The sequence below is a fragment of the Sporomusa sp. GT1 genome (genome assembly GCF_014634905.1).
In the GTDB taxonomy this organism is placed as follows: domain Bacteria; phylum Bacillota; class Negativicutes; order Sporomusales; family Sporomusaceae; genus Sporomusa; species Sporomusa sphaeroides.
In genome coordinates, this window is sequence record NZ_BMBX01000005.1 from 57,178 (window position 1) to 72,913 (window position 15,736).

The following is a 15,736-nucleotide window of genomic DNA, read 5'->3' on the forward strand; positions in this document are numbered from 1 at the left end:
TTACAGCAAAGTCGTCAGTGCGCGGTGCGTGGGCCCCGGCTTTGTTGGCAGTATACTGCTGTTGGTAAGACCTTGCCTTTTATTAAAAGGTAAGGTCTTTTTAATTTTTATGTAGAGAACAACCGGAAAGGAGGGCTTATGGACCGGCTGTTTGCAATCTGGACAGATCAAAAAGCCTATGAACAAAAGGCGATCTGGGGGGATATACTTGGACTGGCAAAAAATAACCGGCTATTTTGGCTTGCTGTGTATTATGATTGCCATTTTAGCCCAGGTAATTGCCAATACAGTTCCGAATTATCTGGGTATCCAACCATCTGACGCAATTATCCGCTGGGCAACCTATTTGTGGGCTTATGCCACCATTGTGACCGGATTTTATCTGAAACAAAAAAACGGACATATTTTCGAAATATGTCTGGGCTTGCTGGCTGGCGCTTTATGCCTGGTAGAATGGCTGATCATGCCGGTGACCGTGATCTATTTTTTCCGGGTTTTCACTAAGCTTAGCAAGATGAACGGTGGTTTGCCATTTTGATTGCCTGCATGATCACTTAAATAACAAGGAGGCTTACTTTCATGGAAAAGCAGTGGCACCAGTTGACCTCAACCGAGGTTTTAACTGCACTTAATTCAGACCTGGAGCGCGGTCTGTCCTCAGCCGAAGTGGCCAATCGTCTGGCGCAATATGGCTACAATGAATTGCGGGAAAAAGCCCGGGAGCCCCTGTGGAAAAAGTTTCTCAATCAGTTTAAGGATTTTCTGGTGTTAATTCTCCTGGTGGCCAGCGTCATTTCGCTGGCCGTTGGCGAAGTGGCCGATTCGCTGGTTATTATCGCCATCGTAGTGCTCAATGCCGCCCTGGGGGTATTTCAGGAGGCCAAAGCCGAAAAGGCTCTGGAAGCCTTAAAGGAGATGAGTGCTCCGACCTCGAAGGTTGTTCGCGACGGCGGGATTAGTACCATTCCGTCCCGGGAGCTGGTCCCCGGCGACATCATTCTCCTGGATGCCGGCGATTATATTCCCGCTGATGTGCGGATACTGGAGTCGTTTAACCTGAAGGCCCAGGAGGCCTCTTTAACCGGTGAATCGGTGCCGGTTGAGAAGGAATGTGCTGTGGTTGCAGCAGAAGCGCCCCTGGCAGAGCGCCATAACTTAGGTTTCATGAGTACTGTCGTAACTTACGGCCGCGGTAAGGCCGTCGCCGTCGGTACGGCCATGAATACCGAGATTGGCAAAATTGCCGCCATGCTGCAGACTGTCACCGAAGACAGCACCCCGCTGCAAAAAAAGCTGGCCGAGTTTGGCAAGGGACTTGGCGTTATCTGTCTGGCCGTTTGCGCCATTATTTTTGCCATGGGGCTGTGGAAAGGTTATCAGGACGGTGCGTTAACCTTTGATGAAGTGCAGATGATGCTGATGACCTCTATCAGTCTGGCCGTTGCCGCCATTCCCGAAGGCTTGCCCACAGTGGTGACCATTGTGCTGGCGCTGGGGATGCAGCGGATGGCCAGAAAAAATTCCATTATGAAAAAGCTTCACGCCGTGGAGACTTTGGGCAGTATCTCGGTAATTTGTTCTGATAAAACCGGAACACTTACCCAAAATCAAATGACGGTGGTTAAAGTTTTCACTCCTGGCAGGATGTATGCGGTAAGCGGCGAAGGCTACAATCCTGCAGGCCAATTTACCCATCAGGAACTGCCGGTAGAGGCAGCGGCCGAAACCGAGCTTGACTTGCTTTTGCGCAGTGCTGTCCTGTGCAATGACGCCCAGTTAAAAGCCGCTGCCGATAATAAAACCTGGTCGATTATCGGTGACCCCACAGAAGGGGCCTTGGTGGTGGCCGGCTACAAGGGCGGCTATACTCAATCCCAGCTGGCGGGGCAATTTCCCCGGCTGCAGGAAATTCCCTTTGATTCCGGCCGGAAGATGATGACCACCCTGCATCGATTTGACAGACAACTGCGCACCTTTACCAAAGGCGCTCCCGATGTCCTGTTAAGCCGTTGCACGGCCATTGCCACCGGCGGTTCGGTCCGCCCCTTGACCGAGGCAGAAAAGGCCGTCATCCAGGCGGCTAATAAAGAAATGGCTTCCAGCGCCCTGCGGGTACTGGCTGTAGCCTACCGCGACTTTGACAGCAAGCCGGATATGACTAATCCGGCCGACATTGAAACCCAGCTGGTATTTATCGGACTGCTGGGCATGATTGATCCACCCCGGCTGGAAGTCAGGGCAGCGGTTGAGCTGTGCAAAGGCGCCGGTATCCGGCCGGTGATGATTACCGGCGACCATCCCGATACTGCCTTTGCCATTGCCAAAGAACTCGGCATTGTAACAGGCTCAGCCCAGGTGCTTACCGGCAAAGACCTTGACGCCATGTCCCCGGAGGCTTTAAAACAGGCCGGGGAGACGACCGGCGTATTTGCCCGGGTATCCCCGGAGCATAAGGTTGCTATTGTCGAAGCGCTCCGCCAGAACAAACATATTGTCGCCATGACCGGCGACGGTGTGAATGATGCGCCTGCCTTGAAAAAGGCCGGCATCGGGGTGGCTATGGGCATAACCGGCACCGATGTTACCAAAGAAACCGCCGATATGGTAATATCTGACGATAACTTTGTCACCATTGTTGCGGCTGTGGAAGAAGGCCGGGTTATTTATACCAATATTAAAAAGTTTATCTACTTCCTGCTCTCCTGCAATGCTTCCGAAGTCCTGGTCATCTTTTTTGCCATTCTTTTCGGCTGGCCGCTCCCGTTGTTACCCATTCAGTTGTTATGGGTTAACCTGGTAACAGATGCCTTCCCGGCTTTGGCCCTGGGGGTTGAAAAGAAAGAACCCAATGTAATGCGCCTTAAGCCGCGTGACCCGGCTGAGCCGCTGCTTGGCGGCAAGCTGAAAACCCTGATTGTGGTGCAGAGCCTGGCTATTGCCGTCACGGTGTTAGTGTCCTTCCAGTACGCTTTGGCAAGCTATGGCGGTGACCTCACAGTGGCCCGGACCTTTGCCTTTATTACCCTAATTACCACCCAAATTACCTGCGCCTATGCGGCCCGTTCCGAATACTATTCCGCATTCTCACTGGGCTTTTTCAGCAACAAATTTTTAAACGGCGGCGTTGCGCTTTCCTTTGGCCTGCTGCTAGTGTCGGTTTACAGCCCCTTGCATCTGATATTTAAAACCATTGAGCCAGGCCTGCACGAATGGGGCTTTCTGCTGGCCGTGGCTGTCATCCCCTTCCTGATTACTGAGTCTGCCAAATGGCTGTTAAAATTGTCCGCCAAACCGGATCAGTCCATGGATGTAAGCAACTAACCACTGCCGTTTTATGCAGAAAGACCGGACGATTTCCTTAACAGGATTAGCGTCCGGTCTTTTACCTTTTCAGCCCAGCAGATTTTTGATTTCTTCAAAGAGATCATGCGTAATGTCGCCGGTGACCAGATGATCATTGACCTTGGCAATATACATTTCGGCACAATCGCCGCATTCGCCCAAACAGGGTTCTATCGATATCTCAGCCGTTTTAAATCCGGCCCGGCATTTTTCCACAAGCTCTTCCATACCTTCGTTTTTCAGGTTGTTTTCACAGAACTGCAGTACATTCATGACTTTGTCCTCCTTGGATTTTTTTCGAAGTTTAGTTTTGGCCTGATAACGGCAAACTATGTGCAGAGATTTAGTCAGGTTCTGTGACGAGAATCACACCGTCCTGTGACATTTGGCAGCGAAATGGAAAGAAAACCTGTAATATAATTGATTCAGGAGATAGAGCCGGAAGGAGATAATAAGCATGGCTGATTTTAATAAACAACAAATGATTGCCGAATTTAAAAAACAATTTGGTTTTGTGCCTCCCTGCAGTATGGGTGCAGGCGATTTGGGCGAAGATATGCAAAAAATCATCAGCGAATACCATCACATTATTTGGGGCGAGGGTGTTATTCCCCTGAAGTACCGTTACTTGATGGCACTGGCTACTGCCGTTTACGGCGATGATGATGTCCGCGCCAAGCTGGAACTGTTAAAAGCCCTGAATCATGGAGCTACCCGGGAAGAAGTTATTGAAGTGTTTCGGCAGCAAGTGTGGATGAAAGGTGCTCACACTATTGTCAAACTTAGCCCATTGATTAAATTTATGGATACCATCTATGAAAAAGCCCAGCATAACGGTGAACCGGGCAGTCACTAATTCCTGAGACTAACCTGCTTAATACTCTCAGTTTCTATAAGCGGGAGTTTGGGCGGCACCCCTGGTGAAACATATTATGAAAAAATAAAGGAGGTGGCAGCCATGCTGCCCAAAGGAGCAAACTTACAGAAAATCAGGGAAGGAAAACGGACCTATGCGATAACTCCCCATTTACCCGGCGGTTTTATCAAGCCGGAAGTCATGCAAAAGTATGTGGATGTTTCGAAAAAATATGGCGGAATCATGAAGTTGACTTCGGCCCAGCGCATTATGATTACCGGATTAAAGGCTGAAGATATTGAAGCCATCTGGGAAGATCTTGGTATGCAGCCGGCCCTGGGTTTTGCCAACTGCGTGCGCAGTGTTAAGATTTGCCCAGGCAATGCTTTCTGCAAGCGGGGTAAACAAGACAGTATTAAACTTGGCCTGGAACTTGATAAACGGTATATCAAAAAAGAAATGCCCAGCCGGATTAAATTGGGGGTGTCGGCCTGCCCTAACTCCTGTGCGGAGTCTTATGTCAAGGATGTCGGTGTCATTGGCACCGATGCAGGCTGGGATATCTATGTCGGCGGCAGCGCCGGGGCGCATCCCCGGCTGGCCGATAAGCTTATTGAAGGCCTCGATTATGATGATACTCTGCGGATTATCGATATAATTATGCGCTATTATCAAAAACATGCCGACATTGAGCGTATCGGACAATTTATTGACCGCATCGGCTGGGAAAAATTCAAGACCGATATTCTGGCAGAGTTCTATGGTGAAAAAAGCGCGGCTGTCGAGCCGAAGGTACCACAAACCGAGGCAGGAGAAAAGATTGTGCCCCTGCCTGGCGGGCTTACCGAAGGCAGCCTGGTATTTGGCGATGCCATTACTGCCGACAGTGTCATCAGCGATATTATCCGGGTTTATCCGCAAACCGTCCCGGTATTCCGCTCTTTCGGCATGGGCTGCCTGGGTTGTCCGTCTTCAGCCGGCGAACCTGTTACCCAGGCTGCGGAAATTCACGGCCTTAACCTAACAGAGCTATTGGCTGCTTTAAATAAGGTAGTCTGACAAGTCTAAAGACGTAGGATGAATTGCGCGAGATTTTTCGTCCAGCAAGGCGGAGGAGCCGCACATATCGGACATATGTAAGGTGACGACAACGAAGTTGGGCGGGAAATCTCGCGATAAGAACACTGCGGATTTGGGCTTGGCGGACTACTAGTCCCGGCTAACAAATAATAAGGGGATGATAGTATGAGCGCTTTTTTAGCACCCATCCATTACTGGTTGTATAACAAAATTCGCCATGTCATTGAACGGGAACAAAGGATTTTTGCCGAAGCCGACAGCCTGTGCGGCGCCACCGCTGAAGAGGCCCGTTCCCAGGCCTGGCAAAGCTACGGGGAACCACTGCCTGATGCCGACCTGCAGGAGTATATTGATCAAAGCAATATTCATGGCTGGCTGCAGCGGCAGATTAATATTGCGGAAAGCCGGGAGGCTGCTTTTGTCCAGGCGCTGGTTGATAATTGCGGTGACGCGGCCATTGATGTAGCGCGCAAGGCGTTCGGCGAACATGGCGCGCATTGCGCCCGGCACGCCGCCGCCCAGGGCAAGTACGAGACGGCTACCGCCCCTGGTATTTACAAAGCCATAAATGATTATTATCTAAATGGTATGCCTTGCGATCAGGCAGATGCTATTATTGAAAACGCCGCTGACAAGATGGTATGGGAAAGTGAGGTTTGCCTGCAGGAACCCAATTGGAAGCGGGCCGGGGCGGATGGCCAAACAATGAAAAAACTCTATAACGAATGGCTTACCACTTTTGTCAATACGCTTAATCCCGGATTTTCCTTTCGGCAAACGACTGACGCCAAGGCAGGCGGTACTGCTAATCGATACGAAATCGCCAGGATATAGGCTGTAAGAGCCGTAGTATGTAAACTACGGCTTTTCCCTATTTCCAAAACTGGCGGCTTATGCTATAATCTTGTCTTGTATTGTCAACATAATATCGCAGCAGGGGAGGATGATTAGATGTATAAAATAGTCGAAAAACGGCAGTTGGCACCACAGATTTACTTGATGGATGTGGAAGCACCCCGGGTGGCTAAATCAGCCAAACCAGGCCAGTTTATTATTGTAAAGACGGACGAGAAAGGTGAGAGGATTCCGCTTACCATTTGCGATTATGATACTGTTAAGGGAACGGTCACAATTGTATTCCAGACATTAGGTAAATCAACCCTGGAAATGGCTGATTACCAGGCTGGTGATTATTTTACCGATTTTGCCGGACCGCTGGGTGAGGCCTCTGAGTTTATTTTTGAGGAAATTGAGGCATTAAAACAGCAGAAAATTATTTTTGTTGCCGGTGGTGTGGGAACCGCCCCGGTTTATCCGCAGGTAAAATGGCTGCAGCAGCAGGGGGTTCAGGTTGACGTAATCATCGGGGCGCGCAACAGGGAAATGGTCATTTTGGAAGAAGAGCTGAAAGCTCTGGGCGCCAGGGTATATGTTACCACCGATGATGGCTCTTACAGCCGGAAGGGCCTGGTTACCGATGTGTTAAAAGAGCTTATTGACAATGGCACCCGGTATGACCATGTTATTGCCATTGGTCCAATGATTATGATGAAGTTTGTAGCCAAGCTGACCAAGGAGTATGCTATCAAGACAACTATCAGCTTGAATCCGATTATGGTTGACGGCACCGGCATGTGTGGCGCCTGCCGTGTTTCGGTAGGTGACGAGATCAAATTTGCCTGTGTTGACGGCCCGGAATTTGACGGCCATTTGGTCGACTTTGACGAAGCTATGCGTCGCCAGGCTATGTACAAAACTGAAGAAGGCCGGGAGATGCTGGCAATGGAAAAAGGCAGCCACACCGGCGGTTGTTGTGGAGGGCATAACTAATGAGCAAAGCAGCTAGAGTACCAGTACGTGAACAATGTCCCAAACAACGTGTTACCAATTTTGATGAAGTATGCCTGGGTTATTCGCTGGAGGAAGCCGTTGCGGAAGCCAACCGCTGCCTGAATTGCAAAAACGCCAAATGTGTTGGCGATTGCCCTGTAGCAATAAATATTCCGGAATTTGTCAGCCATGTTAAAAAAGGCGAAATTGCCGAAGCTGCCAAAGTGATTGCCCAGGCCAGTGCTCTGCCTGCTGTCTGCGGCCGCGTATGTCCGCAGGAAACCCAGTGTGAGGGCAAGTGTATTCTGGGAATTAAGGGTGAAGCTGTGGCCATTGGCAAACTGGAGCGGTTTGTGGCCGACTGGGCCCGGGAAAATCAGATAACGGCGGCGGAAGCGGCACCGAAAAACGGCAAGAAAGTAGCCGTAATCGGCAGTGGGCCTGCCGGACTGACCTGTGCCGGCGACTTGGCCCTTAAAGGCTATGAAGTCACCATCTTTGAAGCGCTGCACGAACCAGGCGGCGTATTGGTTTATGGTATCCCGGAATTCCGGCTGCCGAAAGAAACCGTGGTTAAAGCCGAGATCGAGAACCTCAAAAAACTGGGTGTTGCGATTGAGACTAACGTGGTTATTGGTAAAACCGTCACCATTGATGAACTATTGAATGAAGAAGGCTTTGATGCCGTATTTATTGGGTCAGGCGCCGGCTTGCCGAAGTTTATGGGAATTGCCGGTGAAAACGCCAACGGCGTATTCTCTGCCAATGAGTTTTTAACCCGCAACAATCTGATGAAGGCTTTTAAAGAAGAATATTCAACACCCATCAAGGTGGGTAAAAAAGTCGCTGTAGTTGGCGGTGGCAACGTAGCTATGGATGCAGCCAGAACAGCCGCCCGCCTGGGCGCGGAAACTCACATTGTTTATCGCCGGTCGGAAGCCGAACTGCCTGCACGGGTTGAGGAAGTGCATCATGCCAAAGAAGAAGGCGTAATTTTTGATGTGCTGACCAATCCGACAGAGATTCTGGTGGATGAAAAAGGCTGGGTAACCGGTCTGAAGTGCGTTAAAATGGAACTGGGTGAACCGGATGCCGGCGGCCGGAGAAAACCGGTGGTTGTAGCTGACTCCGAGTTTGTTATGGAAGTGGATACGGTCATCATGTCTCTCGGAACTTCGCCTAATCCGCTCATTTCCTCGACCACCCAGGGACTGGAAATCAATAAATGGCAATGCATTGTCGCCGATGAGGAAACCGGTTTAACCAGCCGCGAACGTGTTTACGCCGGCGGTGATGCCGTTACCGGCGCAGCCACAGTCATTCTGGCCATGGGCGCAGGCAAAAAAGCCGCAGCCGCCATTGATGAAATGCTTATGTCTTCGAAATAACATGTCAATATAGCAAGAACCGCCCCATGCCGGCAGGCAGAGGGCGGTTTTTATATTTAGACTCACAGTGTATACAGGAGGTACAAGCCTGCTAAAATCAGCGGCTGATGTACAAGATAAACCGGCAGCGAATGGCGGCCCAGCCAGCATAGCCAGTGCACCGGGCGGTACAAAGCGGCCTCAGGCCACAGCGGCTGTTTTGCCGGATATAAGAGTTTGCCTGCTGCCAGGCCATAGAGGACTATGCCCAGCCAGGGGAATATGGGGTAATAATCAAGCGAGGCAAAGCCGGGAGGCGTGATGCCCAAAGGGATAAACCAGGGCAGTGGCAGTGTCAGGGTAATGGCTAGTTTTCCTGCTATGATGCAGACTGTTCCGGCCACTGCCAGTGTCAGGGCGCTATACTGTTTCAGCCAGGGGGCCAGCAGCATGGCGCTGCCCAGCAGGTGCAAAATGCCAAACCGGATATATTCTGCCGGCTGGAGAAGGTAGGTGACTGCCGTAATAATCAGGCCGGTGCCCAGTACTTTGAGTCCGCGCTGCAGTGAATTACGGCTAAGCGTACAGCTTATTCCCGATACCAGCATAAACAGTACTGCCGCAGCTTTGCCCTGGTAATACCAAAACCCATTCAGATAATCAACCGGCCAGTGGTAAAAATAGGCCAGGTCAAACACGATATGAAAAATGATCATTAGCAGAATAGCGATTCCACGCAGCAAATCTATTTCGGCCAGTCGGGCGGTTGGCTGGGGCAAGACGGGTGGCCTCCTTATGGCAGGAAACGGAGTTTCCCGGCGATGCTTTGTCATTACTTTAACAATAAAATACAATTCGCATTACGTCAAGTGACCCTGTTTCAGCACTATATTAATTTCACAAATCCGGTAACTTTTTGTGCTATTTGTGACACAATATAATAAATAATAGTAATGCTGTTAGCAGGAATACCCTTCGGCAAAGGGAATTATAGTAGCAGATGGAGGCTCTGGCCCACCTATATGGGTCAGAGCTTATTGACGGCAGGAGACGAACGCATGAAAGAAATCTATATAATTTTATTCTCAGTCCTGCTGGGGGCTGTTGGGCAGATTGCCTTTAAATACGGCGCCACCCATATTCCTGAAACAGGTTCGCTTACGGAAAAAATCATAGCTGCCTGGCCGATTATCGGTGGTCTGTTTCTCTATGGCCTAAGTACCCTGTTCTGGATTTATGCCTTGCGCACTGTCGAGCTAAGCTACGCTTATCCGCTGATTAGCCTGGGCTATGTACTGGTGTTTGTCGCCTCTTATTTTCTGTTTCAGGAATCGATCAGTCCTCTCCGGCTGGGTGGTTTGGTATTAATTATCAGTGGTATTGTCCTCGTTGCTAAGTCATAGCAGTAAGTGCTAAATTAACCGAATCTTAACATTTTTTTACAGTTAGTTAACAAAAGGCGCGGTTATGTGCTATAATCAGTTTGAATTCGACAATTTTTAAGGAGGCTATTATGGGATTTGGCTTAAAGCCCCGTGAAGAAAAGTTTTATGGCTATTTATTAGAAAACACGCAACTAATCCGGGATGCGGCCGATGTGTTACAAGAAGCGATAAACCGGGATGGTGACTTATCCGAATTAATGGTTCGGATTGACGAGCTGGAAAAAAAAGCTGACGTCAATACGGCCAAAATTGTCGGTTTATTACACAAAACCTTTATTACGCCGCTTGACCGTGAAGACATCTACAGTATTGCTCACAAGCTTGATGATGTCATTGACTGTATTCAGGGTACCATTGAACGTATGGAGTTATATAATGCCGGTACCGCATCCGATGGAGCCAGGGAACTTGCTGTGCTTGTAGGCAAAAGTGTCAAACAGATTGACAAGGCGTTTACCCATTTACCTGAGATAAAAAAACAAAAAGAGAAGCTGGAAGAGCGCTGTGCCCGGATTATTGAATATGAAGCTATGGGTGACAGGCTGTACCGTCAGGAAATGGCTAAATTGTTCAGAGAATGCAAGGATCCGATTGAAATTATTAAATGGAAAGAAATTTTGCTGCATTTGGAAGAAACCTTGGATATCAGTGAGGATATTGCGAATTTGCTAAAGGGAGTCATCGTAAAATATGCCTGATCTGACGTTGCTCTATGTTGTGGTATTTCTTGCGCTGGCATTTGATTACATCAATGGCTTTCATGATACCGCCAATGCCATTGCCACTTCGGTATCTACCCGCGCTTTGGAACCACAGTATGCCGTTATGCTGGCGGCGGTGCTAAACTTTGCCGGGGCACTCTACAGCACAGGTGTGGCGAAGACTATTGGCGGCGATCTTGTAAAATCGGCATCCTTAGTCAGTCAGCCTGTAATCATATCGGCGTTGATTGGTGCCATTGTCTGGAATCTGATTACCTGGTGGCTGGGTATTCCCAGCAGTTCCTCGCACGCACTTGTCGGCGGCGTTTTGGGAGCCGTGGTAGTCGGTGCAGGCTTTGAGGCCATTAACTTTATCGGGGTTGAAAGGATTTTCCTGTCCCTGGTGCTGTCACCGCTCATTGCCATGGCTGGCGGCTATATCATTATGATTGCCCTGCTGTGGATGTTTGGCAGACAGGAGCCGGGGAAGTTAAATTCAGGCTTTAAGAAGATGCAGTTGTTGTCTGCCAGCATGATGTCGTTTTCGCATGGTTCGAATGATGCGCAAAAGGCTATGGGCATTATTACCCTGGCGCTGTTAAGCTCAGGGCAGATAGCGACACTGGAAGTGCCCTTTTGGGTAAAACTGTCCTGTGCCATGGCAATGGCTTTAGGTACGGCAGCCGGCGGCTGGAAAATCATCAAAACTATGGGCGGGAAAATTTTTAAGCTTGAGCCTATTAGCGGCTTTGCTGCTGATTTGAATTCATCACTTGTTATTTTTGCGGCTACCAATCTTCACCTGCCTGTCAGCACTACCCATGTGGTATCAGGCTCAATTATGGGAGTGGGTTCTTCCAAACGGATTTCCGCTGTGCGCTGGGGTGTGGCTCAGCAAATGTTATTTGCCTGGGTATTGACCATTCCTTTTAGTGCCGTCACCAGTGCTCTGATGTATAAAGTACTAAAACTATTTATGTAGCAATAATATGAATATATAGGCTTTTACGATGGCAGCTCAAGGCGCAAGCACAGGGCTGCTTTTCTTTTAATCTGACAGAACATAAGTTCTGTGAGCCACTGAGGTCTTATAAAACAAAAGGTGCCGGTACGGGGCGGCGCGGGCGGTTGTAAGGACCGCAGCCGGCAATTCTTGCTTATCACCTTGCTATTCATTTATCAACTCAATTATAATAGTAATAATATCTTGCCGTGTTTTTCATGATATTTCAGGGACAGGGGGCAGGTACTGCTCCTGACTGTAATAATAAGGAGGTATGTGTTTTGAGCACCGTTCGCCGTATATTTGTTGAAAAGAAACCGGGTTTTGCCGTAGAAGCGGAAGGCGTCTATTCTGATTTGAAACACCATCTGGGGATAACCGGTTTGACCGGAGTGCGTATTCTGCATCGCTATGATATCAGCGGGATAAGCGACTCTGAATTTGAATCGTCACTTTATACCATATTCTCCGAACCGCCGGTGGATTTTCTCTACCGGGAAGAAATGCCTGTTCCTGCCGGGGTCAGGGTGTTGGCTATGGAATATTTGCCAGGTCAATACGACCAGCGTGCCGATTGGGCCGCCCAGTCGGTGCAAATTCTCACGCAAAAGGAACGTCCCGACATTCGTACTGCCAAAGTACTGGTATTGGAAGGGGAACTTTCCGACGCTGAGCTTGCTAAAATCAAGGATTACTGTATTAACCCCATCGAAGCCCGGGAAGCACTGCTGGAGAAACCGGCAACTCTGGGGCTGCCAACCGAGACGCCGCCCGATGTTGCGGTACTCAACGGGTTTACCGGGTTGTCACAGGCGGAACTGGTCCGGTTTTTAGCTAAGCGGGGTCTGGCGATGAGCCTGGAGGATTTGGCTTTCTGCCAGGCTTATTTCCGCGATACGGAAAAGCGTGAGCCAACGATTACGGAAATAAAAGTTATTGATACCTATTGGTCTGATCATTGCCGGCATACCACCTTCCACACCAGGATTGAAGCGGTGGAAATTGAAGACGGGCGGTTCAGCCGTCCGGTGGCTGCCGCCTGGCAGGGGTACCGGCAAGCCCGGCAGTATATATATGGTGACAAGGCAGAGGGGCGTGATATCAATCTTATGGATATTGCCACCACTGCCATGAAAGAGCTAAAGAAGCAGGGGCAGCTTGCCGATTTGGACGAATCCGAGGAAATTAACGCCTGCAGCATTGTGGTACAAGCCGATGTTGACGGCAGGACTGAGGACTGGCTGGTTATGTTCAAAAACGAAACCCATAACCACCCGACAGAAATCGAACCCTTTGGCGGAGCGGCTACCTGTCTGGGCGGCTGCATCCGTGACCCGCTGTCAGGCCGTTCATATGTGTATCAGGCCATGCGTGTTACCGGCAGCGGTGACCCTCGTGTCCCGCTGGCTTCTACCTTGCCTGGCAAATTACCGCAGCGCAGGATTACTACCGGCGCCGCGGCCGGTTACAGCTCGTACGGTAACCAGATTGGTCTGGCAACAGGTCAGGTGGCTGAAATCTATGATCCCGGCTATATTGCCAAACGCCTGGAGATTGGCGCTGTTATGGCGGCCGCACCGAAAGAGAATGTCGTCAGGACAGTGCCGGCGGCCGGGGATGTTGTCATTTTGGTCGGCGGACGGACCGGACGCGACGGCTGCGGCGGTGCGACAGGCTCCTCTAAGGCCCATACGGAAGAATCGCTGGAGAATTGCGGTGCCGAGGTACAAAAAGGCAATCCGCCGACAGAACGGAAAATTCAGCGGCTGTTTCGCCAGCCGGCAGTCAGCACCATGATTAAACGCTGCAACGATTTTGGCGCCGGCGGCGTTTCGGTAGCCATTGGTGAATTGACAGATGGTGTAATTATTACCTTAGATGCTGTTCCCAAAAAATACGAAGGTCTTGATGGCACCGAGCTGGCTATCTCCGAATCACAGGAGCGGATGGCGGTAGTTGTTGCCGCAGCCGATGCCCAAAGGTTCATCGATTATGCAGATCAGGAAAATCTGGAAGCTACGCTTGTGGCAAAAGTGTCTGACGATCAGCGCCTGACGATGCTGTGGCGCGGCAAGCCGATCGTGAGCCTCAGCCGCGAGTTTTTGAATACCAATGGTGTGAAACAACATACTGCCGTACGGGTGACGGCGCCGGCGGCCGAAAGTTATTTTGCCGGACAGCCGGCGATTAGCGCTGCCGCAGCCGGCAAAGCGGCCTGGCTGAGCATGTTGCAGAATATTAATGTGGCAAGTCAAAAGGGACTTGTCGAACGCTTTGACAGCAGTATTGGCGCCGGCACGGTGCTGATGCCGTTCGGCGGCAAATATCAGGATACTCCCAGTGAAGGTATGGTTGCCAAACTGCCGGTGCTGTCAGGCGACACGACAACCGGCACCATCATGACCTATGGGTTTAATCCCGGCTTGTCGACCTGGAGCCCCTTCCATGGAGCTGTTTACGCAATTGTGGAAGCGGTAGCCAAGGTGGTGGCCGTAGGCGGCAATTTCCGTAATATTCGCCTGACCCTGCAGGAATATTTCGAGAAGCTGGGTAAGGATCAGGTAAAATGGGGCAAGCCCTTCAGTGCGTTATTAGGCGCTTTTTACGCCCAGCAGCAATTGGGTATCCCGGCCATTGGCGGCAAGGACAGTATGTCCGGCTCCTTTAACGAGCTCACGGTGCCGCCAACCCTGGTAGCCTTTGCGGTAACAACGGTTGATGTTGGCAAGGTAATCTCCCAGGAGTTTAAACAGGCCGGCAGCCAGGTGGTACTCATCCGCTCGCAGCGCGGGCAGGACGAATTGCCTGACTTTGCCGCCTTGACCCTGGCCTATGACCGGGTGCATCAACTTATCCAGGCAGACCGGGTTTTGGCGGCTCACACCGTTAAAATCGGCGGTCTGGCCGAAGCGGTCACCAAGATGTCCTTTGGCAACCGCCTCGGTGTTGACCTTATGGCTGCGGTCAAACCAGACATGCTGTTTGCTCCCGATTATGGTTCGCTCATCCTTGAATTACCGGCTGAGACAGAGCTGGAACAAGCGCTTGGCGGTATTCCTTATGAGCTTATTGGCCGGACAACCTCGCGGCCGGTTATTAGCTGGAACGACCTGGAGCTTACTGTGGAAGAAGCCCTGGAGGCTTGGCAGGAACCCCTGGAAACCGTCTTTCCTACCTGTCCGGGTGCGATTGGCGGACAACCGCAGGCCTTTACCGCCTATACCCGGCGCAGCAGCCGCCGGCCGGCGGTCAGTGTGGCCAGACCCCGGGTGCTTATTCCGGTATTTCCCGGCACAAACTGTGAATATGATACCGCCAAGGCCTTTGAACAAGCCGGAGCGGTTGCTCAAACCCTGGTAATCCGCAATCTGACCTCCGCGCATATTGAAGAATCTATCACGGCTTTGTCCCGGGAAATTGCCGCAGCGCAGATTGTTATGCTGCCAGGCGGCTTCAGTGCCGGCGACGAGCCTGACGGTTCAGGCAAATTTATTGCTACCATGTTCCGCAATCCCCGGGTAAAAGAGGCTGTTACCGAGCTGTTGCAGCACCGCGACGGCCTGATGCTGGGCATCTGCAACGGCTTCCAGGCATTAATCAAGCTCGGGCTGGTTCCTTATGGCGAAATCCGTAATTTGGCCGAAACTAGTCCGACCCTGACTTTTAATAAAATTGGCCGCCATATCTCGTGTATGGTCAATACCAAGGTGGTTTCCACTTTGTCACCCTGGCTGAGCTGTGTTGAGGCCGGTGAAGTATTTACCATTCCGGCTTCCCATGGGGAGGGGCGTTTTTACGCCACCGCCGAGGAGATTGAGCAGCTAGCCAAGGGCGGCCAGATTGCCACCCAGTATGTCGATTTTGCGGGACAGCCCACCTATGATGTCCGGTTTAATCCTAACGGTTCGTTTCACGCCATCGAAGCCATTACCAGTCCGGATGGGCGGGTACTGGGGAAAATGGGGCACTCCGAACGTATCGGCCGGCATGTTGCGGCCAATATACCGGGCAATAAAGACCAGCAGCTATTTTACGCCGGTGTGCGATATTTTAAATAAAGAGAAAATAAGCAGGAAAACTTCTTACTGTTGACTAATTATTATTTACAATAA

General features: G+C 50.6%; 13 protein-coding genes. 11 read left to right on the forward strand and 2 right to left on the reverse strand.

Annotation, left to right across the window (positions count from 1 at the left end; translation table 11 throughout):
* The first annotated feature begins 208 nt into the window (after positions 1–208).
* Positions 209–538 (forward strand): hypothetical protein, encoded by a 330-nt coding sequence (locus tag GT1_RS08850; RefSeq protein WP_188398399.1) that lies wholly within the window; start codon positions 209–211, stop codon positions 536–538.
* A gap of 41 nt (positions 539–579) precedes the next feature.
* Positions 580–3,321 carry a cation-translocating P-type ATPase gene (locus GT1_RS08855; protein ID WP_188398400.1) on the forward strand — a complete coding sequence of 914 codons (2,742 nt, stop codon included), beginning with the start codon at positions 580–582 and terminating at the stop codon, positions 3,319–3,321.
* A 69-nt stretch (positions 3,322–3,390) separates the two neighbouring features.
* Here GT1_RS08855 and GT1_RS08860 read toward each other — a convergent pair whose 3' ends face one another.
* A complete protein-coding gene (locus tag GT1_RS08860; protein WP_075752434.1) occupies positions 3,391–3,615 on the reverse strand; it encodes a DUF1450 domain-containing protein in 225 nt (74 codons plus the stop codon).
* Between the two features lie 184 nt (positions 3,616–3,799).
* Here GT1_RS08860 and GT1_RS08865 point away from each other — a divergent pair, with 184 nt between their 5' ends.
* From GT1_RS08865 to gltA, 5 genes are all read left to right on the forward strand, one after another.
* On the forward strand, positions 3,800–4,198 hold the full coding sequence (locus GT1_RS08865; RefSeq protein WP_075752436.1) for a carboxymuconolactone decarboxylase family protein: 399 nt from the start codon (positions 3,800–3,802) through the stop codon (positions 4,196–4,198).
* A 102-nt stretch (positions 4,199–4,300) separates the two neighbouring features.
* Positions 4,301–5,257 (forward strand): DUF1858 domain-containing protein, encoded by a 957-nt coding sequence (locus GT1_RS08870; RefSeq protein WP_188398401.1) that lies wholly within the window; start codon positions 4,301–4,303, stop codon positions 5,255–5,257.
* 186 nt (positions 5,258–5,443) lie between these two features.
* Positions 5,444–6,112, forward strand: coding sequence for a hypothetical protein (locus GT1_RS08875; RefSeq protein ID WP_188398402.1), 669 nt, complete (start codon positions 5,444–5,446; stop codon positions 6,110–6,112).
* 117 nt (positions 6,113–6,229) lie between these two features.
* Positions 6,230–7,108, forward strand: coding sequence for a sulfide/dihydroorotate dehydrogenase-like FAD/NAD-binding protein (locus tag GT1_RS08880; RefSeq protein ID WP_188398403.1), 879 nt, complete (start codon positions 6,230–6,232; stop codon positions 7,106–7,108).
* Positions 7,108–8,496, forward strand: a complete 1,389-nt coding sequence (gene gltA / locus GT1_RS08885; protein WP_188398404.1) for an NADPH-dependent glutamate synthase — start codon at positions 7,108–7,110, stop codon at positions 8,494–8,496. The genes GT1_RS08880 and gltA overlap by 1 nt, the downstream gene beginning before the upstream one ends.
* A gap of 62 nt (positions 8,497–8,558) precedes the next feature.
* Here the strand turns inward: gltA and GT1_RS08890 are convergent, their stop codons facing one another.
* Positions 8,559–9,254 (reverse strand): heparan-alpha-glucosaminide N-acetyltransferase, encoded by a 696-nt coding sequence (locus GT1_RS08890; protein ID WP_223226131.1) that lies wholly within the window; start codon positions 9,252–9,254, stop codon positions 8,559–8,561.
* A gap of 279 nt (positions 9,255–9,533) precedes the next feature.
* Between GT1_RS08890 and GT1_RS08895 the strand changes: the two genes are divergently transcribed.
* The 4 genes from GT1_RS08895 to GT1_RS08910 all read left to right on the forward strand — a co-directional run bounded on the left by GT1_RS08895 (position 9,534) and on the right by GT1_RS08910 (position 15,682).
* Positions 9,534–9,878, forward strand: coding sequence for an SMR family transporter (locus GT1_RS08895; RefSeq protein ID WP_188398405.1), 345 nt, complete (start codon positions 9,534–9,536; stop codon positions 9,876–9,878).
* Positions 9,879–9,988: 110 nt separating this feature from the next.
* Positions 9,989–10,618 carry a DUF47 domain-containing protein gene (locus tag GT1_RS08900; protein WP_075752448.1) on the forward strand — a complete coding sequence of 210 codons (630 nt, stop codon included), beginning with the start codon at positions 9,989–9,991 and terminating at the stop codon, positions 10,616–10,618.
* Positions 10,611–11,603: an inorganic phosphate transporter gene (locus tag GT1_RS08905; RefSeq protein ID WP_188398406.1), complete on the forward strand. Its 993-nt coding sequence runs from the start codon at positions 10,611–10,613 to the stop codon at positions 11,601–11,603. The genes GT1_RS08900 and GT1_RS08905 overlap by 8 nt, the downstream gene beginning before the upstream one ends.
* Positions 11,604–11,905: 302 nt before the next feature.
* Positions 11,906–15,682: a phosphoribosylformylglycinamidine synthase gene (locus GT1_RS08910; protein WP_373325736.1), complete on the forward strand. Its 3,777-nt coding sequence runs from the start codon at positions 11,906–11,908 to the stop codon at positions 15,680–15,682.
* Positions 15,683–15,736 lie beyond the last annotated feature (54 nt).